Origin of the sequence: Kocuria sp. LHG3120 (assembly GCF_049897445.1) — a bacterium.
Taxonomy (GTDB): Bacteria; Actinomycetota; Actinomycetes; order Actinomycetales; family Micrococcaceae; genus Kocuria; species Kocuria rosea.
Genome location: NZ_JAFCWG010000006.1, coordinates 232032 through 251949, shown reverse-complemented (window position 1 = coordinate 251949; position 19918 = coordinate 232032). Strand labels below are relative to the sequence as shown.

Annotated in this window: 14 protein-coding genes and 1 tRNA gene; 3 read left to right on the top strand and 12 right to left on the bottom strand. The window is 73.1% G+C overall.

What is annotated here, in order from left to right:
* Positions 1-108 precede the first annotated feature (108 nt).
* The 4 genes from ACP7CD_RS13610 to ACP7CD_RS13595 all read right to left on the bottom strand — a co-directional run bounded on the left by ACP7CD_RS13610 (position 109) and on the right by ACP7CD_RS13595 (position 3711).
* Positions 109-1092 (bottom strand): ribose-phosphate diphosphokinase, encoded by a 984-nt coding sequence (locus ACP7CD_RS13610; RefSeq protein WP_017832365.1) that lies wholly within the window; start codon positions 1090-1092, stop codon positions 109-111.
* Between the two features lie 2 nt (positions 1093-1094).
* Positions 1095-2666 (bottom strand): bifunctional UDP-N-acetylglucosamine diphosphorylase/glucosamine-1-phosphate N-acetyltransferase GlmU, encoded by a 1572-nt coding sequence (gene glmU, locus ACP7CD_RS13605; protein WP_426120403.1) that lies wholly within the window; start codon positions 2664-2666, stop codon positions 1095-1097.
* A 142-nt stretch (positions 2667-2808) separates the two neighbouring features.
* Positions 2809-2881: transfer RNA gene (locus ACP7CD_RS13600), tRNA-Gln, on the bottom strand.
* 62 nt (positions 2882-2943) lie between these two features.
* Positions 2944-3711 (bottom strand): hypothetical protein, encoded by a 768-nt coding sequence (locus ACP7CD_RS13595; protein ID WP_229587711.1) that lies wholly within the window; start codon positions 3709-3711, stop codon positions 2944-2946.
* A 256-nt stretch (positions 3712-3967) separates the two neighbouring features.
* On the opposite strand from ACP7CD_RS13595, the gene ACP7CD_RS13590 reads away from it, so the two are divergent.
* The gene (locus ACP7CD_RS13590; RefSeq protein WP_323632949.1) at positions 3968-5812 is read left to right on the top strand and encodes an ABC-F family ATP-binding cassette domain-containing protein; all 1845 of its coding nucleotides are present in this window, start codon (positions 3968-3970) and stop codon (positions 5810-5812) included.
* A gap of 4 nt (positions 5813-5816) precedes the next feature.
* Positions 5817-7094: a phosphotransferase gene (locus ACP7CD_RS13585; protein WP_426120402.1), complete on the top strand. Its 1278-nt coding sequence runs from the start codon at positions 5817-5819 to the stop codon at positions 7092-7094.
* Here the strand turns inward: ACP7CD_RS13585 and ACP7CD_RS13580 are convergent.
* Positions 7023-7796 carry a matrixin family metalloprotease gene (locus ACP7CD_RS13580; protein WP_426120401.1) on the bottom strand — a complete coding sequence of 258 codons (774 nt, stop codon included), beginning with the start codon at positions 7794-7796 and terminating at the stop codon, positions 7023-7025. The genes ACP7CD_RS13585 and ACP7CD_RS13580 overlap by 72 nt on opposite strands.
* 113 nt (positions 7797-7909) lie before the next feature.
* Positions 7910-9178 carry a ScyD/ScyE family protein gene (locus tag ACP7CD_RS13575; RefSeq protein WP_426120399.1) on the bottom strand — a complete coding sequence of 423 codons (1269 nt, stop codon included), beginning with the start codon at positions 9176-9178 and terminating at the stop codon, positions 7910-7912.
* A gap of 192 nt (positions 9179-9370) precedes the next feature.
* Between ACP7CD_RS13575 and ACP7CD_RS13570 the strand changes: the two genes are divergently transcribed.
* On the top strand, positions 9371-10921 hold the full coding sequence (locus ACP7CD_RS13570) for a bactofilin family protein (protein ID WP_426120398.1): 1551 nt from the start codon (positions 9371-9373) through the stop codon (positions 10919-10921).
* Between the two features lie 3 nt (positions 10922-10924).
* On the opposite strand, the gene ACP7CD_RS13565 is transcribed toward ACP7CD_RS13570, so the two are convergent.
* The 6 genes from ACP7CD_RS13565 to ACP7CD_RS13540 form a co-directional block, all read right to left on the bottom strand.
* Positions 10925-11389 (bottom strand): adenylyltransferase/cytidyltransferase family protein, encoded by a 465-nt coding sequence (locus ACP7CD_RS13565; RefSeq protein WP_336650588.1) that lies wholly within the window; start codon positions 11387-11389, stop codon positions 10925-10927.
* Positions 11386-12627 (bottom strand): glycosyltransferase, encoded by a 1242-nt coding sequence (locus ACP7CD_RS13560; protein WP_336650589.1) that lies wholly within the window; start codon positions 12625-12627, stop codon positions 11386-11388. The genes ACP7CD_RS13565 and ACP7CD_RS13560 overlap by 4 nt, the downstream gene beginning before the upstream one ends.
* Positions 12624-13364 (bottom strand): CDP-alcohol phosphatidyltransferase family protein, encoded by a 741-nt coding sequence (locus ACP7CD_RS13555; protein ID WP_336650590.1) that lies wholly within the window; start codon positions 13362-13364, stop codon positions 12624-12626. Before ACP7CD_RS13555 ends, ACP7CD_RS13560 begins: the two co-directional genes overlap by 4 nt.
* Positions 13361-14692 carry a DUF1972 domain-containing protein gene (locus ACP7CD_RS13550; protein WP_336650591.1) on the bottom strand — a complete coding sequence of 444 codons (1332 nt, stop codon included), beginning with the start codon at positions 14690-14692 and terminating at the stop codon, positions 13361-13363. The genes ACP7CD_RS13555 and ACP7CD_RS13550 overlap by 4 nt, the downstream gene beginning before the upstream one ends.
* Positions 14693-14837: 145 nt before the next feature.
* Entirely contained in the window at positions 14838-18602 is a 3765-nt protein-coding gene (locus ACP7CD_RS13545) for a LamG-like jellyroll fold domain-containing protein (RefSeq protein WP_426120397.1), read from the bottom strand.
* Positions 18603-18652: 50 nt separating this feature from the next.
* Positions 18653-19471, bottom strand: a complete 819-nt coding sequence (locus ACP7CD_RS13540; protein ID WP_426120396.1) for a hypothetical protein — start codon at positions 19469-19471, stop codon at positions 18653-18655.
* Between the last annotated feature and the right edge of the window lie 447 nt (positions 19472-19918).

Below are 19918 nucleotides of genomic sequence, written 5' to 3'. Positions count from 1 at the left end.
GGTGACGGGCTCCGCAGCGCAGGCCTCAGCAGTGGGGCCCCGGCGGCGGAGCAGCCCCCCGCCGGGCGGCGAGGGGCTGCGTCGTCGTCGACCGTTCCCGGGAGCGGGTCAGGACCTGCCGTCGAACAGGCTGGTCACGGAGCCGTCCTCGAAGACCTCCTGGATGGCGCGCGCGATGAGCGGGGCGATCGAGAGGACCGTGAGGTTCTCGAACTGGTGCTCGGGGGGCACGGGCAGGGTGTCCGTGACGACCACCTCGAGGGCGCCGCACGTGGACAGCCGCTCCACGGCGGGGTCGGAGAACACGGCGTGGGTCGCGGCGATGATGACGTCCTTGGCGCCGCGCTCGCGCAGCACCTGCACGGCGCCGGAGATCGTCCCGCCCGTGTCGATCATGTCGTCGATCAGCACGCAGGTGCGGCCCTCGATCTGCCCCACGACCTCCTTCGAGGTGGCCTGGTTCGGCCGGGTGATGTCGCGGGTCTTGTGCACGAACGCGAGCGGGCAGCCGCCCAGCAGCTCGGTCCACTGCTCCGCCACGCGCACGCGGCCGGTGTCCGGGGAGACCACGGTGACGTTCTCGACATCGACGACGGAGCGCACGTGCTCCGCCAGCAGCGGGATGGCCATCAGGTGGTCGACCGGGCCGTCGAAGAAGCCCTGGATCTGCGCGGTGTGCAGGTCCACGGACATCAGCCGGTCCGCGCCGGCGGTCTTGTACAGGTCCGAGATGAGGCGGGCTGAGATGGGCTCGCGGCCGCGGTGCTTCTTGTCCTGCCGGGCATAGGGGTAGAACGGGGACACCACGGTGATCGACTTCGCGGAGGCCCGTTTGAGGGAGTCGATCATGAGCAGCTGCTCCATGATCCACTGGTTGATCGGGGCCGGGTGGGACTGGATGAGGAAGGCGTCCGTGCCGCGCACCGACTCCCCGAACCGCACGTAGGTCTCGCCGTTGGCGAAGTCGTAGGCGTCCGTGGGGATCAGCTCCGTGCCCAGCTCCGTGGCGATGCGCTCGGCGAGCTCGGGGTGGGCCCGTCCCGAGACCAGGACCAGCTGCTTGGCGCCCTCGTTGGTGATGGCAGTGGTCATTGCTACTCGCTTTCCTCGGTGGTGTCCCCGGCCGTGCCGTGCGCCGTGGTGCCGGCGCCGGTCCCGGCCTGGGAGTGCTCGGTGGTCCCGGCCGCGGTCGCGGCGCCGTTGCCCAGGGCCCGGGACGCGGCCTCGGCCGCAGCGGTGCCGGGACGGTGCTCCACGACCCAGTTCTCGACGACCCGCTGCGCGCCCTCGGTGAGGGCCAGGGCCCCCGGCGGCACGTCCTTGCGGATCGTGGTGCCCGCCCCGGAGTAGGCGCCGTCCCCGACCTGCACGGGCGCCACGTACATGTTGTCGGAGCCCATCCGGACGTGGTCGCCGATCACGGTGCGGTGCTTGCGCACGCCGTCGTAGTTGACGAACACGGAGGCCGCCCCGATGTTGGAGTGCTCGCCGATCGTGGCGTCCCCCACGTAGGACAGGTGCGGGACCTTCGAGCCGGTGCCGATCCGGGAGTTCTTGGTCTCCACGAACGTGCCGATCTTGCCCTCGTCCGCGAGCACCGTGCCGGGGCGCAGGTAGGCGAACGGGCCCACGCTCGCCCGGGGGCCGATCACGGAGCCGGAGCCGTGCGTGCGCACCACGTGGGCGCCCGGGCCGACCTCCACGTCCGTGAGAGTGGTGTCCGGGCCGACGACGGCGTCCTCGCCCACCCGCGTGCCCCCGTGCAGCTGGGTGCCCGGCAGGATCGTGGCGTCCGCGGCGATCCGCACCTGCACGTCGATCCAGGTGCTGGCGGGGTCCACGACCGTCACGCCGTTGCGCATGTGCGCCTCGAGGATCCGGCGGTTGAGGTGGGCGCCGAGCTGGGCGAGCTGCACGCGGTCGTTGGCGCCCTCGACCTCCCAGCGGTCCTCGATCTTCAGCGCGTCCACCGCGTGGCCGGCCTCGCGGGCCAGCAGCGGGACGTCGGTCAGGTACATCTCGCCCTGCGCGTTGTCCGAGGTCACCTTCGCGAGGCTGTCGCGCAGCACGTCGGCGTCGAAGGCGAAGATGCCGGAGTTGATCTCGGCGACCGCGAGCTCGGCCTCGGTGGCGTCCTTGGCCTCCTTGATCTCGCGGAACGAGCCGTCGGAGTCCCGCAGGATCCGGCCGTAGCCGCCGGGCTGCTCGTGGTCCGCAGTCAGCACGGTGACCGCGTTGCCGCGCTCCTCGTGGTGGGCGACCAGCCGCTGCAGGACCTCCGGGGTCAGCAGCGGGACGTCGCCGTAGGTGACCACCACGGTGCCGGCCAGCCGCTCCTGGGCGTCCAGCGCCTCCACCGCCACCTGGACGGCGCGGCCCGTGCCGGGCACCTCGTCCTGGTCCACGACGATCGCCTCGGGGTCCTGCTCGAGGACGTGCGGGGCCACCAGGTCCCGCTCGAAGCGCACCACGGCCGCCAGCCGGCGCGGGTGCAGGCTCCGGGCGGCCACCAGGCAGTGCCCGACCATGGAACGACCCCCGATCCGGTGCAGGATCTTGGGGGTCTTGGACTTCATGCGCGTGCCCTTGCCGGCGGCCAGGACGATGACGGCGGCGGGCCCGACGGCCGCCCCCGGACGATGTGCAGGGGTCTGGGGGGTGCTCACGGCGGGATGCAGCTCCTCGGTCGTCGATCTGAGAGAGGAGCCGGTGGGCTCACCGGCTCCGGCTCTGTTCCGTCTCACTAGCTTGTGGGCTCTTCGGCTCTGGGGATCTCGAGCTTCCGGGCTCTCGGGCGGGATGCGGACGTTCCGCCTCTAGGACTCGAACCTAGACTCCACGGCTCCAAAGGCCGGGGTGCTGCCGATTACACCAAGGCGGAGCACCGCCGTGGAACGGCAGTGGTGCACGCAGTGCACAGGCAGTCACCCTACCACTCGGGGGTCAGGCCCCCGCCGCTCCCGGGCGCCCCAGGATCACGATGATCCGGGCCGTGGCGGCGGCCTCCCGCAGCTCCGGGACGGCGGCGAACAGGTCCTCCACGGTGTCCTCGTCCACCCCACAGACGATCAGCGGCGCACGGTCCAGCAGGGGCCGCATCCGTTCGAACGCGGCGGCCGGGCCCTCCCCCGCCGCGGAGGACGCGGCCACGTTCCAGGCCACCGACGCCACGTAGTGCGGGTCCACGTCCAGGGTCCCCGCCTCCCGGGCGCGCTCCAGGTACTCGACCAGCTCCACCTCGTCCGCGGTGGCGCCCTCCGTCTCGAGGAGCAGGTGCACCTGGTGGGCCGAGGCCGCCTCATCGAGGGCGGCCAGCATCGAGAAGATCCGCTCCTCGCTGCGCCCCCGCCCGCCCATCCCGGCCCGGGGCACCACGAGGTACTCGGCGCCCACGCCGGCGGCCAGCGAGAGGTGGTCGTCCAGGACCGCGATGACGCCCTCGTCCGGGATGTCCTCGTCGATCGAGATGTCCGCCCGCATCATCAGCGGGTCGGCGCCGGCTCCGCGCAGCGCCTCCCCGACCTGCCGCTGCGGCACCGAGCCGAGGTGGCGCCCGACCAGCTGACCGGGGCCCGCCGGGATCTCCACGGGTCCGGGGTGCGCCGTCACGGCACGGACGGCGGTCTCCAGGTCCGTGATCCCGTCCAGCCTGGTGCCCAGCGGACGGGTGCTCGGGGACGCGGAGGATCGCTCCGTCGGATTCTGCTCCATGCCCTCCATGCTCTCACCCGAGCTTGAGCCGCCGCTGAGAAATCCCTGTCCGCTCATGTGCCTCCCCCGCCCCCATTTCCGCCTGCCCCATTCCGCCGAGCCCCCCATCTCCGCCCCCTCATTCCGCCGAGCCCCCCATGTCCTCGCAAATCCCCCCGATCCTGTTGGGGGGATTGCGACGATATGGGGGACTCGACGGGGCAAGGGGCCCGAGAGGGGGGACTCGGCGGGGCGGGGGCGCGAGTACCCTTGACGGGTGGCACATCTACTCGGCGGCGAGAACCTGCACCTGGAATTCCCCACCAAGACGGTCTTCGACGCCGTCAGTCTCGGCATCGACGAGGGCGACCGGATCGGCATCGTGGGCCGCAACGGCGACGGCAAGTCCACGCTCATGAAGCTGCTCGCCGGACGGCTGAAGCCGGACGGAGGCCGCGTGACCGTGCGCTCGGGCGTGCGCGTGGGCATGCTCGACCAGGCCGACGTGCTGGACCCGGAGCTGACCGTGGGGCACGCCGTCGTCGGGGACCGCGAGGAGCACGAGTGGGCCGGGGACGCGAAGGTGCGGGACGTGGTCTCGGGGCTGGTCAAGGACCTGGACTGGGACGCGAAGCTGGGCGAGCTCTCCGGCGGCCAGAAGCGCCGCGTGGCGCTCGCCGCGCTGCTGGCCGGCGACTGGGACGTCATCTTCCTGGACGAGCCCACCAACCACCTGGACGTGGACGGCATCACCTGGCTGGCCCGCCACCTGAACAACCGCTGGCCGAAGAACCAGGGCGGCCTGGCCGTGGTCACCCACGACCGGTGGTTCCTGGACGCCGTGTGCACCGACACCTGGGAGGTGCACGACCGGATGGTGGAGCCCTTCGAGGGCGGCTACGCGGCGTACGTCCTGCAGCGCGTGGAGCGGGACCGGCAGGCCTCCACCATCGAGTCGAAGCGGCAGAACCTCATGAAGAAGGAGCTGGCGTGGCTGCGCCGCGGCGCGCCCGCCCGCACGGCCAAGCCCAAGTTCCGGATCGAGGCCGCGAACCAGCTGATCAACGACGTCCCGCCGCCGCGCGACACCGTGGCCCTGTCCCAGCTGGCGGTCTCCCGGCTGGGCAAGGACGTGGTGGACCTCGAGAAGGTCTCCGTCTCCTACCCCACCGAGGACGACGGCCCGCGGGAGGTGCTCCGGGACGTCACGTGGCTGATCGCCCCCGGTGAGCGCACCGGCATCCTGGGCGTCAACGGCGCGGGCAAGTCCACGCTGCTGGGCCTGGTCACCGGCGAGGTCCAGCCCACGAGCGGGCGGGTCAAGCGCGGGAAGACCGTGAAGATCGCGACCCTCACCCAGCAGCTGTCCGAGCTGGAGGACGTGGCCGAGGACCGGGTCTCGGACGTGGTCGCCTCGAAGCGCACCACCTACCTGGCCGACGGCAAGGAGATGACGCCGGGCCAGCTGCTGGAGCGGCTCGGCTTCACCAACGAGCAGCTGGCCACCCCGGTCAAGGACCTCTCCGGCGGGCAGAAGCGGCGGCTGCAGCTGCTGATGATCCTGCTCGACGAGCCGAACGTGCTGATCCTCGACGAGCCGTCCAACGACCTCGACACCGACATGCTCACCGCGATGGAGGACCTGCTCGACACCTGGCCGGGCACCCTCCTGGTGGTCTCGCACGACCGCTACCTCCTGGAGCGGGTCACCGACCAGCAGTACGCCGTGATCGACGGCCGCTTCCGGCACCTGCCCCGCGGCGTGGAGCAGTACCTGGAGCTCGCCTCCCAGTCCCGCACCGGCACGGCCGCCGGCTCCGCGAACGCCTCGAACCCGCTGGCGGCCACGGGGGCGGCGTCCTCGAACGGGACGACGACGGCGCAGGGCGGGCCCAAGCTCTCCGGTGCGCAGGCCCGCACCGCGCAGAAGGAGGTGGGCGCGATCGAGCGGAAGCTGGAGAAGCTGTCCGCCAGGGTCGACGCCCTGCACGCGGAGATGGCGGCGCACGACCAGTCCGACTACACCGGCCTGGGCGAGATCACCGCCCGGCTGACCGCGGTCCAGGACGAGATCGAGGAGCTCGAGCTGCGCTGGCTCGAGCTGTCCGAGGACCTGGTCTAGCCCCGTGGCGGGCCCGGAGCGGGAGGCCGTGGCCCTGCTCTCGGGCACCGGGATGGGCCCGGTCCTGGCGGCCGCGCTGAGCCCGGCCGGGCTGTCCGTGCAGCGCTGGACCCGGCGGCGCGTCCACCACCGGCCGGGCGCCGGGGTCACCGCGGTCTTCGACGTCGTGGCCCTGGCCGGGGCACGGCGGGCCGCCGAGGTGGTGTGCGTGAGCACCGCCTCCCCGCCCGCCGGCACGTCCCCGGCGGCGGTGCGGACCCGCCACGAGGGCGTGGACCTCGTGGCGTGGCGGCACCCGCACGACCCGTGGCTGCCCGGGTTGGCCTGGGCGTCCTCGCCCGAGGCGGTGGGCCGGGAGGTCTTCGGCTCCGCCGAGCCCGCGGAGCTCACCGAGGTCTCCTACCGGCCCACCCGGCGGGCGGTGCTGCGGGCGGCCCACGGGTCCCGGGTGCGCTACCTCAAGGTGCTGCGGCGGGACCGGGCCGCGGCGCTGCACGCCCGGCACCGGATGCTGCTCGAGGCCGGGCTGCCCGTGCCGGCGCCCGTGGAGGACCCGGTGGGGGACGTGGTGGTGCTCCGGCAGCTGCCCGGCACCCCGCTGGCCGCGTCCGTGCGCCAGGACGGCGCCGCCGCGCTGCACCCCGAGCACGTGCTGGCGCTGCTCGACGCCCTGCCCGCCGCCGTGCTGGGGCTCCCCGCCCGCGCCTCCTGGACGGACCGGGTCCTGGACTACGGGCACGCGGCCGCGGTGGCCCTGCCGGAGGAGTGCGCCCGGATCGAACGGCTCGCCGCGGCGATCGACGTGGCCCGCCGGGCCACGGACCCCGGCCCGGTGGTGCCCGTGCACGGGGACCTCTACGAGGCGAACCTGCTCGTCGGTCCGGCCGCCCGCGGGACGTTCGGCCCGGTGACGGGGGTGCTCGACGTCGACGCCGTGGGCCCCGGCCACCGGGTGGACGACCTCGCCTGCCTGGTGGCCCACCTGGCGGTCCTGCCCACGGTCCACGACAGCTACGGGCACGCGCCGGCCGCCGCGCGGCGCCTGCTCGCCGGCTTCGACGCGGCCGTGGACCCGGCCGCGCTGCGGGTGCGCTGCGCCGGGGTGGCCCTGTCCCTGGTGGCCGGCGCCCGCCGCTCGGGCGGCCCGCCGGATCGGGCCCGGCGCCGGCTGGAGATCGCGGAGGAGTTCCTCGGCGAGCGCCGGTCCCGGTCAGTACCGGGGGAAGCGGGCGTCCGTCCGGGCCGTGACCGGCAGTGCCCCGGCGGCCTCCGCGACCGGTGACCCGGAGGCGCTGTAGGGCCGCACGAACCGGACCGGGGTCCCGTTGATGTCGGTGAGGTGGCCGGCCCAGGCCAACCGGTAGAGCTCCCGCAGGTCGCCGAGGTCCTCGTCCGTGAGCTTGCTCATCGGCCCGTAGTTCATGATCGAGAACGGGCTGTGCGTCCCGAAGACCTCCGAGGGCCACGGCTTCTCGAGGTTCGCCGCGAAGAAGTGCCGCAGCCCGAAGACGTGGCCGAACTCGTGGATCATCGTCTCGATCTGCTCCTCGTGGGACTGCTCGAACATCGTGGGGTAGACGGTCAGCTCGTGCCGGCCCCCGTCCGGGAAGAACGCGCTGGCCAGGACGCAGCCCTCCGGGGTGCAGTCCGCGGCGTTGCGCAGCACCACCTCGAAGTCCCACAGGTCGGGGTCGTGGGTGAACCGCACCGGTGCGGCCGAGCTCCACCGCACCAGGGCCTCGCTCATGAGCCCGCCGACGATCGACCGACTCTCCTGCGGGTCGGGGGCGAGCGCGAAGCTGCGCTCCTGGAAGCGCCACTTCAGCATCGACCCCGGCTGCCACAGGGGGATGAACCCCTCGGTGGCGTCGACCACGATCCTGCTCGGGGGCCGCCCTCCCGGCGTGGCGTGCCCCCTCCCCTCGGTGGCGCAGACGAACCCCTCCGCGATGAGGTGGACCAGATCTTCGGTCGTCGGTGCCATGGCTCTTCCTCGCCTCGAATGTCGTGCCCGGGTGGTCCTGCGTGCCTCCAGAGGCACGATCGGTGCAGTCCGGCGGCGGGCCGGCGGCGGTGGCGGGCCGGCGCCGGGGCCTGTTACCCGGCGTCCTCCAGGCGGTAGGCGTCCGAGAAGTCCAGCTCCCAGACCGCTCCGCCGCCGACGGCGCCGAACGGGTTCTGCGGGCCCTCAGCGATCCCCTCGGCCGGAGCCACGCTGTTGACCGAGGCGTAGACCTGTCCGTGCCGCCCGGTCGCCAGACCGGCCGGCAGGGGCACGTCGATCGCGTACCGCGCCGCGTCCTCGTGGTGCCGGTGCACGACCACCACCTGACCGGGGACCTGCCCGGGGGTCGGCGGCGCCTCCGCCGCCGGGCTCTCCCCCGGAGGCATGGGCGGTGTGGGCCCGAACAGCTGCGAGACGTACAGGTGGCCGCGGTCCACGGCCACTCCGGTCACCGCGGTGAAGCCGTCCCACCGGCCGAGCTCGGTGCCGTCCGCGGAGAACTGGACGACCGCGCCCTCCCCCGGACGGACCGATCCCAGCCCGCCCACGTAGACGTTGCCGTGCTCGTCGGCGGTGAGGGAGGTGGGCACGAACTCGGCCGGGCCCTCCGGGTCGTCCGTGCCGTCGGGCAGGACGGTGGTCGGCCAGGTGGCCCACGCGGTGATCTCGTACTCCGGCGGTGCGTCCTCCGTGGCGGTGGAGAAGTCCGGCTCCACCTTCCACACGGTGTTCGCGCCGGCGTCGGCCACGAGCGCGTAGCCGTCCGGCGAGACCTCGTCGTCCTCGTCCACGTACAGGACCGCGTACGGGTTGGAGTCGATCTGCGCGCCGTCGGGGTTGAGCTCCTCCTCGGCCGCCTGCAGATCGGCGTACGCGAGCAGGTACTCCTCCCCGTTCTCCTCGGTGCCCGCCACGAGCATCGACCCGCCGCGCGCCTCGAACACCGACAGGTCGAGCCGCTCCGGGTCGTAGCCCGCGACGACGTACTGGCCGTCCACGTCCGTGGCGTCCGCGCCGCCGGGCCCCTCCGCGAAGGACGCGTCCGGCGCCGCCACGGACAGCAGACCCTCGACCACGGTCGACACCGCGGGCGCGTCCCGGTGCGGATCCTCGATCAGGGTGACGGCGCCGGTCTGCCCCGCGCACCGCTCGCCGACGCAGTCCGGGCCGCCGCGGCCGGCCTCGACCACCACCAGGTTCCCGTCCTGGTCCCGATTGAGCTGCCGCGGGTTGTCCAGGCCCTCCGCGACCACGCGCGGCCCGTCCGGCCGGTCGTCCCCGTGCGCGAACGCCGCCGGCACCGGCCCCGCCAGCACCACCACCGCCGTGACCACGCCTGCTCCGAGTCCCTGTCCTGTCATGACCCACCCCCGGTCGGAATCCTTCCGCGCGCCCGCCACGCGACAGCCCCAGGCTAGGACCGCGATCCCGCTCCCACATGGAACGGTCCGCAACCGTGACCACCTCTTCACCTACGCGCGGGTACATGGCGGACCGCCGTCACACTGGGCCGCGCCTTGACTCCGTCCCGGCCCGGGCGTGGACTCGGGACCATGGAGACCCTGCCGGTGCCCCGCACCTCGCCCGTCCCGTTCCTCCGCCGCCTGCCGATCCTGCTGACTCTGCTGGCCACCGCGCTCGCGGGCCTCCTGCTCACCGCCCCCGCCGCCGGGGCCGCCGAGATCCGCGGCGAGGAGAACGTGGTGGTGGCGGCCGACGAGGTCGTGGACGACGACCTGTACGTGACCGGCGGGGACGTGGTGGTCGACGGCACCGTGGGCGGCGACCTGCTGGTGGCCGCCGGGACGGTGACGATCAACGGCACGGTCGAGGGGGACCTGATGGCCGCGGCCCAGACCGTGGTGATCGAGGGCACCGTGGGCGACGACGCCCGCGTGGCCGGCCAGGTGCTCCTCCTCGGCGAGCAGGCCCGGGTGGCCGACGACCTGGTCACGGCCGGCTACAGCCTGGAGGCCCGCCCCGGCGCCGAGATCGGCGGGGACGTCCTGCTCGGCGCGTACCAGGCCCTGCTGGCCGGCACGGTCGAGGGCGAGGTGACCGCCGGGGCCGCCGCGCTCGCCCTGGCCGGTGCGATCGGCGGGGACGTGCAGGCGGACGTGGGCTCCGCAGACGAGATGGAGGCCGCCTGGGCGCCCACCACCGGGGTGGCCGTGCCGCGGGTGGAGCCCGGGCTGACCCTGACCGACGAGGCCCGCCTGGACGGGAGCCTGTCCTACCGGTCCGGGACGGAGGCCGCGATCGCCCCGGGCGCCGAGATCGCCGGGGAGGTCGTCCACGAGCAGACCGTGGTCGAGGAGGAGCCGGCCGGGCCCGCCGGGCCGCTCGCGCTGCTGCTCGCCGGGCTGCGCCTGTTCGTCACCCTGTTCCTGGTCGGGCTGCTCGCGCTGTGGCTGCTGCCCCGGGCCGTGAACGGGGCGGCGCGCACGCTCCGGTCACGGCCCTGGCTCAGCCTCGGCTGGGGCGCGCTGACGATCGCGGGGACGGCCGTGGCCGTGCTCGCCGTGCTCGTCGTGTCGATCCTGCTGGCCGTCGCCCTGGGCTGGATGACCCTCGCCGGGCTGGCCGCCGCGGTCGTGACCACGGCCGTGGTGCTGGACCTCGTGCTGGTCCTGGGCCTGGTGCTCGCCGTGGCCCTGCTGGCCCCGGTCGTGGTCGGGTTCACCGCGGGCGGGCTCCTGCTGCGGGACCGGGCACCGGCGAGCTTCGGCAAACGGGTGCTCGCCCTGGCCCTCGGCCTCCTGGTCTACGTTCTGCTCCGGGCCGTGCCCTTCCTGGGTCCCGTCGTCGGCCTGCTCGTGGCGCTGCTCGGCCTCGGCGCCCTCGTGGTGTGGGCCTGGGACGCCGCCCGCCGTTCCCGCGCGCGCCGGCGCGCGGACCGGGGCCGGGAGCGGGACCAGGAACTCGACCAGGGCCGGAACGGCGACGGCGGGTCGTGGCCCGGCGGCCCCCAGCAGCCCGGCTCGTGGCCAGCCGGTCCGGGGCCACTCGGTCCCGGACCGGCTCCGCAGGGAACCCCGCAGCCCCGGCCGCCGTGGGCGGACGAACGCTCAAGGCAGCGGCGCTTCCCGGAACCACCGCAGTGAGCCTCAGCTCACCGGAAGCGTGAGGGCCTCGAGGGCGGCGCGCAACTTCGTGGAGGACGTGTGGACCGTGTACGGGAAGTACACGACCTCCACGCCCAGCGCCGCGAACTCCCGCTCGAGCCGCTCCCCCTTCGGGGTGCCGCGCCAGTCGTCGCCCTTGAAGAACACGTCGAAGCGCAGCTCCTGCCAGGTGTCCAGCTTGTCCAGCAGCACCTCGGCGTGGACCTGGTCCACGTAACGGATGTGCTCGACGATCTCCATCCGCTCGCGCAGGGAGACCACGGGCCGGTGGCCCTTGGTGATCTCGATCAGGTCGTCCGAGACGACCCCGGCGATCAGGTGGTCGCAGTGCATCTTGGCCTGGCGCAGGATGTTCAGGTGCCCCACGTGGAACAGGTCGAAGGCGCCGGCGGCGTAGCCCACGCGGGACCGCCGCGCCGTCGCCGGCCTGGGAATGGTGGGGCTCATGCCTGTCGCTCCTTGACGATGGGGATGGTGAGGCCGCTAAGGCCCCCGGCGGTGATGGCCGGTCGTCTCCGGGCCGCATCCGCAGCCACGGCCGCCGCCACCTCACGTCCGTAGACGCGGGGGTCGTGCCTGGTCCGCGCCACGGCGGCATCCGCCACGGCGGCGGCGCGGATGTGCGGCCACTCGTCGCGCACCGCAACGAAGGCATCGGCCAGTTGTGCCGCGGCATCGGAGGCGAAGGTGTCGGCTCCCCGCACGCTGCCGTAGCCTGCCACGGCCTCGCGAAGCCCTGTGTGGTCGGCGACCACCACCGGGCGGGCGGCGAGCACGGCTTCCACGGCGGTGTTGCCGAACGCTTCCGTCACCACCGGGGGGACGACCACGACGTCCGCGGCAGCCATCCACGGCCACACGTCCTCGTGGAAGCCGCGGAAGCGGACCCGGTCGCTCACACCCGCCGTCTCGATCGCGTGACGGAGCTTTCCCTCGTACCACTCCTTGCCCGGGACCACGTCCCCGACGAGGTCCAGCACGGCGTCGACGCCACGTTCCTCGAGCACGCGCACCGCGTCCACGAGCAGGTGGACGCCCTTCCGCTCGGAGAGCCTTCCGACGTAGAGGATGCGCAGCGGTCCCACCAGGTCCGCACGAGCCGGCACGGGGTTTTCCGGCCCGGTCACGCCGTTGAGCACGACGGTCGACCGGCGCGCCAGCCACGGTACCGACTCCACGAGCCCGCCGAGCGTGCACTCGCTGTTGACGAGTGCCCGGTGGGCCGGCATCACCGGCAGCGCCAGCCCGAGCCGGATGAGAGCCGGCATCTCGAGCTCCGCCTCGTGCACGTGCACGACGACGTGCGCCCCGCTCCAGCGTGCCAACAATGGCCACAGGGGGAGCACCTCCGTACTGACGTACACGGCCCGCGGACGCAGCCGACGCAGTGTCCGATACGCCGGGAGCAGGCCGGCGACGGCGTCGTGCACCAGCGCAGGCCAGTGCCGGGGCTCGAGGAAGCGCTTCTCCAGCACGAGGCTGAAGACCTCCTCGACCCGCGCGCCCGCCTCCAGCAGACGGGGCACCAGGGGACCCGGGCCGGGGACCGCCACGACGACGTCGCCGTGCACGTCGACGAGCTGACGGACGGACTCGAGCAGCATGCGGTCGGCCCCGTAGAGGTCGGAGCTGGGGTGGACCACCAGGACGGGTCCTTGGGGCCGGTCATCGGTGCGCGGGCTCATCCGAGCCTCCTCATGTCGTTGAACCATTTGGGCAGGGCCAGGGCGGTGTGCCCGGCCAGGGCGGCGCACAGCAGGGTGTAGACGACGACGAACGCTTCGGTCCACCCCAGCAGCACGAAGGACAGGCACACGACCCCGTAGTCGACGGCCAGCAGCACCACGGAGCGCAGCGGGCGGAACTGCCCGGGCCGGCGCAGCGGAACGCCGCGGATCTGCTTGAGCGAGTCGTTGAGAATGATCGTGAAGAACGCCACGTTGTCCAGGGCCAGGAACGCCAGCGGCACGAGCAGCCAGGCCTGCGGGACGTCGAAGAACCGCACGGCGGCCACCAGGACCGCGATGTGCAACAGGGAGATCTTGGCGCAGTCGATGACGTGGTCCAGCCACTCCCCCGCCGCCGAGCCGCCGCCACGCAGGCGCGCCACCTGGCCGTCGGCGGAGTCGAAGGCATAGCCCAGTGCGAGCAGGAACGCCACCAGCATCCCCGACCACACCGTGGGCGGGACGAGGGCCAGTGTCAGGATCCCCGCCGCGGAGCACGCCGCGCTGATGGCAGTCACCTGGTTCGGGGTGAGTCCGGCCCGGTGGGCGGCGGCGGCCAGCAGCCGCCCCGCCGGCCGGTTGACGAACACGGAGTACGCAGGTGCCCCCGCGGCGCGGCCCTTCTGTGCCGCGGCGAGCTGGGCCACGGTCTCCCAGTAACTCGGGGTGCCCGGACGCTCGGAGGTCGTGGTCACGGGACCCGCACCTCCTCGGCGTCGGTCGCGGCCGGGTGCAGCGCCGCGCTCCGGGAGAGGGCGGACAAGCCCTCGGACGTCCTCCGGGCGGTCGGGTCGGAGGCCCATGCGCGCCCGGTGCGCCGGCCCGTGGCCGAGCCCCGGGTGGAGGATCCCGAGACCACGCGGCGCGCCAGATTCTCGTAGCCGTCCGTCACACGGTCCCAGTCGTAGCGCTCCCGGACGCGGACGGCGAGGCGCTCCCCCTGGCGGACCTGGCCCACCGGGTCCGCCTCGGCCTGCGTCAGCAGCGAGGGCAGGTCCTCGGCGTCACCGAAGTACCGGGCGTCCGCGCCGAGGACCTCGCGGTTGAAGACCACGTCGTAGGCCAGCGTCGAGGCGGCCGCGCCCATGGCACGGAGCAGGGACGGGTTGGTCCCGCCCACCGAGTGGCCGTGCACGTAGGTCAGGGCGTTGCCGTAGAGCTGGTTCAGCACGTCCTGGTCCCACACTCCTCCGAGCAGGCGGATGCGGGGGTCGGCGGCGGCCGTGCGCTCGATCCGGTCGATGTAGTCGGCCGCGTAGGGCGCGGTGCCCACAACCACCAGCGGCATGGTCGCCGAGCTGCGGTGGTAGCCCTCCACGATCATCTCCACGTGGTTCTCCGGCTCCAGGCGCGCGACCACGAGGTGGTAGCCGTGCGGGGCCAGGCCCAGTCCGGCCAGGGCGTCGGAGCCGATGCTCCCCAGGACAGGGGCACCGTAGGACAGCATCGTGGTGTCGACGTCGAACTCCTGACGGTAGTAGTCCTGGATCCCGACCGCGTCGGCGATCAGCGCGTCCGCCCAGCGGACGGACAGCGCCTCCGCGCGCCGGTAGTAGGCGCGCCCCACAGGCCCCCACTTCCCGCGCTTCCAGTCGAGTCCGTCCACGTGGACCACCACCGGGGTGTCGGCGCCGCGCAGCAACGGCAGCAGCGGCGCGTTGGCCGGGTTGAAGACGAAGTTCACATCGGTGTCCCGTCGCACCAGGTGGCGCAGACCGGACATGGTCGTGTGGCTGAGGGTCTCCACGGCCTTGCCCCGCACTGCCGGCAGGTGCACCAGACGCATGCCCCGGTGCGTGGTCGGATCCGGGGTGGCCGGGTCGCCGCTGAGCTTGGCCGCGTTACCGCGCCGGCAGTGCACGACCACGTCGTGTCCGCGCTCGGCCAGGCGCGAGCCGATCTCCTCGATCGCCGTCTCGAACCCCCCGTAGGCGGCCGGGACCCCCCTGGTCCCGATCATCCCGATGCGCAGCGCCTCGGTCCCGGTGCTCTGGCCGGTGCTCCGGCCGGTGTTCTCCTGCATGATTTCTCCCCCCTGTGGTGCTCCCTGTCCGGAAGCCGGGCGGCCGTCCCCACGGTCACCCATTGCTGATGGTGCGGTATCGGTCTGGTTCTTCCGCCGGCACCCCCCGGTGCCGGCGGAAGAACCCCTCGCGGTGCCCTGCCGGTCAGCCGGCCGCCGGAGGATCGGTGGTGCGTGCGGTGAAGTGGTTGACGCTGAGCGTCCCCGGGGCGTTGGTCGCCGACGCCGAGACGTAGTAGCCCAGCTCGAACACCCCGGCCCGCTGGAGGCTCGCGGTGGAATCCTCCACCTCGACCTGCCACTCCTCAGGCTCCTCGGACCCGGTCGCCCACACCTTCGCCCGCAGCACGGTCCCAGCGCCCTCGGGGGCCGTGACCGTCTCCAGACGCACATTGAGCTCCCGGTCCCGGGCCACGGACAGGTCCGCCAGCGGCACGCTGCGCAGCACCTCCTCCTTGCCCCCGGCCGAGCGCGTCAGCGACAGCTCCGCCGTGGCGCCCGTGCGGGCCCGCAGCGTCGCGGCGTAGAACTCGCTGCCCGACCGGCGCGACTGCACCGAGAAGTACCCGCCGCCCCCGTTGGGCGCGTCCGCGAAGCGCACCGCAGTCCGCACGTCCGAGTCCAGCTGGCTCAGCCCGTACAGCCGCGACGAGGCCGCGGCCCCACCACCGGTCCAGGCAATCCGCCCGGCCCCGTCGGCCGTGGACAACGTCGCCTTGCTGCCCCACTGGCTCCACGACATCCCCTCGCCCGGCGACCCGAAACCGGTCCCCGTGCGGTCGAAGGCATCATCGACCAGCACCCCCGGCTCCACCGGCTCCGGCTCCGGCTCCGGCTCCGGCTCCGGCTCCGGCTCAGGCTCGGGCGCCGGACCGGACCACTCGGTGGTGCGTGCGGTGAAGTGGTTGACGCTGAGCGTCCCCGGGGCGTTGGTCGCCGACGCCGAGACGTAGTAGCCCAGCTCGAACACCCCGGCCCGCTGGAGGCTCGCGGTGGAATCCTCCACCTCGACCTGCCACTCCTCAGGCTCCTCGGACCCGGTCGCCCACACCTTCGCCCGCAGCACGGTCCCAGCGCCCTCGGGGGCCGTGACCGTCTCCAGACGCACATTGAGCTCCCGGTCCCGGGCCACGGACAGGTCCGCCAGCGGCACGCTGCGCAGCACCTCCTCCTTGCCCCCGGCCGAGCGCGTCAGCGACAGCTCCGCCGTGGCGCCCGTGCGGGCCCGCAGCGTCGCGGCGTAGAACTCGCTGCCCGACCGGCGCGACTGCACCGAGAAGTACCCGCCGCCCCCGTTGGGCGCGTCCGCGAAGCGCACCGCAGTCCGCACGTCCGAGTCCAGCTGGCTCAGCCCGTACAGCCGCGACGAGGCCGCGGCCCCACCACCGGTCCAGGCAATCCGCCCGGCCCCGTCGGCCGTGGACAACGTCGCCTTGCTGCCCCACTGGCTCCACGACATCCCCTCGCCCGGCGACCCGAAACCGGTCCCCGTGCGGTCGAAGGCATCATCGACCAGCACCCCCGGCTCCACCGGCTCCGGCTCCGGCTCCGGCTCCGGCTCCGGCTCCGGCGTCTCGCCGTCCGCTGCCGCGAAGTGCGCCTGGATCCGGTCCGCCGACAACGCCCTGCCGTAGACGGCCGTGTCGTCGATGTCCCCCGTGAACTCGCCTGTGGCTCCGGCCCCCGTCCACGTCGCGGACACAGAACCGCCGAGGCGCCACATCCCGTTGTAGTACTGGGCGGATGTGGCTTCCGTGTTCTCGGCCACCTTCTCACCGTCCACGTAGAGCACGAGCCCGTCCGAGCCGAGCGACATGGCCACCTGGTGCCACTTCCCGTCGTTGTAGGACTTGGCGGAGGACGCGACCACCGCCCGGTCCGGGTTCACGCCGGCGTGCAGTCGACCGTCGGCACCCATCCACAGGTGCCGGTCCGTTCTGCGGGCCCCGCGGCTCGCGTCGCTGCCGAAGCCGAGGATCCGGCCGCCGGCCGTGGTGGTGGTCTTGATCCAGGTCTCGGCGGTGAAGCTCTGGGGGCCGAGCTCCTGCTGCGTGGTGGCCGCGAAGCCGGCGGGCTTCGTGGTGTCGGTCCGGGCGAAGCGGGTCGCCTCGGCCGACCCCTGCACGGTGCCCTCGACAGGTCCGGTGACCTGGCCGTCGGCCTTCAGCGCGGCACCACCCGAGACATCGACCAGGCCGGCGTCGAGAGAGCCCATGCGCCAGTAGTGCGTCGGAGCGTCTTGGAGCACCGAGCGCGTGTACCCGGTCGGCCCGGCGCCTCCCGCCGTGGTCACCTGCACCGGGGACGAGGCGACCGTACGCCCGGTCGGGTCCGTCACCACGACCTGGTAGCTGTGCTGCTTGCCGGCCTGGGCGGTGGTGTCGGTGTATCCCATGCGCGCGCGGTTGTAGAACCGGTGCCGCCCCTTGACCTCACCGACCGGCTGGGCGGTGTTCCCGTCTCGGACGATGCGGTAGGTGAGATTCTCGTTGTCCTGGTCGGACGCTGCCGTCCACGTGAGACTGACCGTGCCGCCGCTGTGCGAGGAGGCGGACAAGCCCATGTCGACCCCACCCGGGGTGGGGCCCACCGCGTTGGGCGCCTTCGCGCGGGTGGAGAACCTGACCAGGCCCTGCTGGCCCTTGCCGTTGACCCGGGGGAACTCACCCCCCATGACCACGTAGTCGCCCGCAGCCTCGGCGGTCCATGCCGCCTGGTACTGACCGGTGTAGGAGCCCCCCTCCAGGTCGGGGAACCAGTTGAGCATGCTCGGGGCCGGGTTGCCGGAGAAGTCGAAGTACTCGTCCCGCGTGCTGCCCAGCACCCCGGTGGTCTTCTCGCTGAAGGCGTTGGCGCGGTAGAACGTGCGGGGATTGCTGTCGGTGAACTCGCCGAGGGACTCGCAGTTGTGGGCGTGGTTGGCCACGTACACGGCCCCGGCGTGGGGCACGACGTCGTAGGAGTCACCGTGGCAGTCCTCGAGCCACTCGATGCTGCCATCCGCCCAGGAGGCCTTGAAGGTCCCCTCGAAGTTGGAGTTGCGCAACCAGGTCCAGCCGGTGCCGTAGACGTACTTGCCGTCGGTGGACAGCGCGGAGATGCCGCCGTCGCCCACGCCGTTGCGCACGGTGGAGCCGACCTTCCACGGCTGGAGGCTGCCGTCCGCCGTCGAGAGCGCACCCATGCCCGTGCCCGGGTCCGAGGAGTTGTTGAGCCGCTCGAAGTCGCCGCCGACCACGACCTTGCTCCCGTCCGGGGAGATGACCATGGAGTCCACCGGACCGTCCGCGACGGGCGTCCAGGGGCGCAGCTCACCGCTGCGGGCGTCGACGGCCGCGAGCCCACCGCGAGGCTGGTTGCCCACGGCACTGAACCAGCCGCCGAAGTAGACGGTCTTCCCGTCGGTGACGATGGCGTTGACCCGCGAGTCGGGGACCGGCCGGAAGTTCGCGTCTACCGCGCCCGTCGTCGGGTTGAGTGCAGCGATCCGGTTGCGCGTCTCCCCGTTGATCTGGGTGAACGACCCGCCGAGATAGAGCAGCTTGCCGTCGGGGCTCGCCATGACGGTCTTGACCACCCCGTTCGCCGTGGGCGCGAACTCCTTGATCAGCTCGCCGGTGTCGAGCCGGTAGGCGAGGACGTTGGCGCGCGGGGTCTGCTGCTGTCCGGCAGCGGCGCCCGCGGGACGGGCCGAGGTGAACTCACCCACGGCGTAGACCGTGTTGCCGACCACTTCCTGGTCCCACACCACGCCGTTGATCTGAACGGTCGGCAGCGCGTCCGCGGTGACGGTGGGTGGTGTGCGGGGGTTCGTCGGGTCCGCCGGGGCGGAGTCCGCGTAGGCCGGCGCAGGCGCCAGCGCACCGACGACCAGGAGCAGGCCGCAGGCGGGGACAAGGATCTTTTTCATGCCGTGACCTCCGAGGTCGTCGTGAGCGGGGCGGGGCTGCGGGCGGGCGGTCAACGGTCCGCTCCCTCGCCGAGAGCACGGCCGGAGAACACCGCGGCCGGGTCGGTGGCGCGGTAGGAGGCGGTGATCACGAGATCCTCCCGCTGGTCCTCGGGAACGAGGAAGGTATAGGTGCCGGAGACGGTCTTGCCGGGGGCGATCTGCACCGGCAGGCTGACGTCGTCGGGCTGTCGGGAGGGCGCCGCCGGGCGGTCGTCGGAGCCGTAGGTCACGGTGACGCTGCTCCCGAGGGTCGAAATCGGAGAGCTCGTCGTGTTGCGCACCTTCACCACCACGGCGACGGCGGGCCCGGACATCCCTCCGGGTCCCATGCCCTCCGCGGTCACGGACCGCGTCGACTCCACGAGGATCTCGAGGCCGTCGGCCGGTTCGGCCTCCTCGCCGAGGGAGACGGTCTCGATGGTGGCCCGCTCCTCCTCACCGGTGCCGGAGTCCTCGACCGAGGCAGGCTCGCCCGACTCGGCGACGCCTTCGGCGCGGAACTCCTCGGCGGCACGAGCCTGGGCCGGCGCGGCCTTTTCGGATGCCTCGGACTTCTCGGGCGCCTCGGCGTCCTTCGTCTTCTCGGTGCCGTCCTTCCCCGTGGCTCCGCCGCCGGAGCTGCCGGAGCCCTTCTGCGCGTCGGTGGAGCCGGCCGTGCTCTGGTCCGCGGCCGGTGCCACTTGCGTCCCCGCGCTCGCGCAGCCGAACAGCGACGCCGCCAGGACGACGGCCAGCCCGCCCGTCCCGAACCGGCGCCAGGCGGATCCGGAGTGCGGTGCCGGGTGGCCCGTCCCGGGCACGCCCTCGGATGTTGTCCTGCATGTCATGGTGTTTCCCCGATCGTTCGGCTCCGGCCGGGCGATGCACCGGACGACGGACGCCACCCCGTGGCCGGTCCGTGTCCGCTGCGGATCTGCGCCCGCCGGATGTCCCCCCTGTGGTGCGCCGGGGGACCCCTCCCCCGGCGATCGTCGGCGTCGTTCCCGTCCCGGAGGACTCCGTGCACCAGCGATAGCCAAGACGTTAGCAGTTGCAATTACGTGCATCTGTATCTTCCCTGTCCCCATTTCTGAGAGCGGGAGCACACTGCGGGGCCATGGTCCCCCAGCCTTCACAGTCATCCGCCGGCACCCGCGCACGGCGGGGCGGAGCGCACCCCTGGGCGCTCGGAACGGCAGGGCGGCCGCCCAGGACCTGGACCACCTACTGGCCTGGGGCCCGACGGCGCCGGACACGCGAAGGACCCCGCCGGAGTTCCGGCGGGGTCCTTCGCG

What these genes read in the sequence shown, in the direction of transcription:
- ACP7CD_RS13610 (WP_017832365.1), bottom strand. Translation starts at nt 1,092, where the DNA reads ATGACCACTGCCATCACCAACGAGGGCGCCAAGCAGCTGGTCCTGGTC.
- ACP7CD_RS13595 (WP_229587711.1), bottom strand. Translation starts at nt 3,711, where the DNA reads ATGGAGCAGAATCCGACGGAGCGATCCTCCGCGTCCCCGAGCACCCGT.
- ACP7CD_RS13580 (WP_426120401.1), bottom strand. Translation starts at nt 7,796, where the DNA reads ATGGCACCGACGACCGAAGATCTGGTCCACCTCATCGCGGAGGGGTTC.
- ACP7CD_RS13575 (WP_426120399.1), bottom strand. Translation starts at nt 9,178, where the DNA reads ATGACAGGACAGGGACTCGGAGCAGGCGTGGTCACGGCGGTGGTGGTG.
- ACP7CD_RS13570 (WP_426120398.1), top strand. Translation starts at nt 9,371, where the DNA reads ATGGAGACCCTGCCGGTGCCCCGCACCTCGCCCGTCCCGTTCCTCCGC.
- ACP7CD_RS13565 (WP_336650588.1), bottom strand. Translation starts at nt 11,389, where the DNA reads ATGAGCCCCACCATTCCCAGGCCGGCGACGGCGCGGCGGTCCCGCGTG.
- ACP7CD_RS13560 (WP_336650589.1), bottom strand. Translation starts at nt 12,627, where the DNA reads ATGAGCCCGCGCACCGATGACCGGCCCCAAGGACCCGTCCTGGTGGTC.
- ACP7CD_RS13550 (WP_336650591.1), bottom strand. Translation starts at nt 14,692, where the DNA reads ATGCAGGAGAACACCGGCCGGAGCACCGGCCAGAGCACCGGGACCGAG.
- ACP7CD_RS13545 (WP_426120397.1), bottom strand. Translation starts at nt 18,602, where the DNA reads ATGAAAAAGATCCTTGTCCCCGCCTGCGGCCTGCTCCTGGTCGTCGGT.
- ACP7CD_RS13540 (WP_426120396.1), bottom strand. Translation starts at nt 19,471, where the DNA reads ATGACATGCAGGACAACATCCGAGGGCGTGCCCGGGACGGGCCACCCG.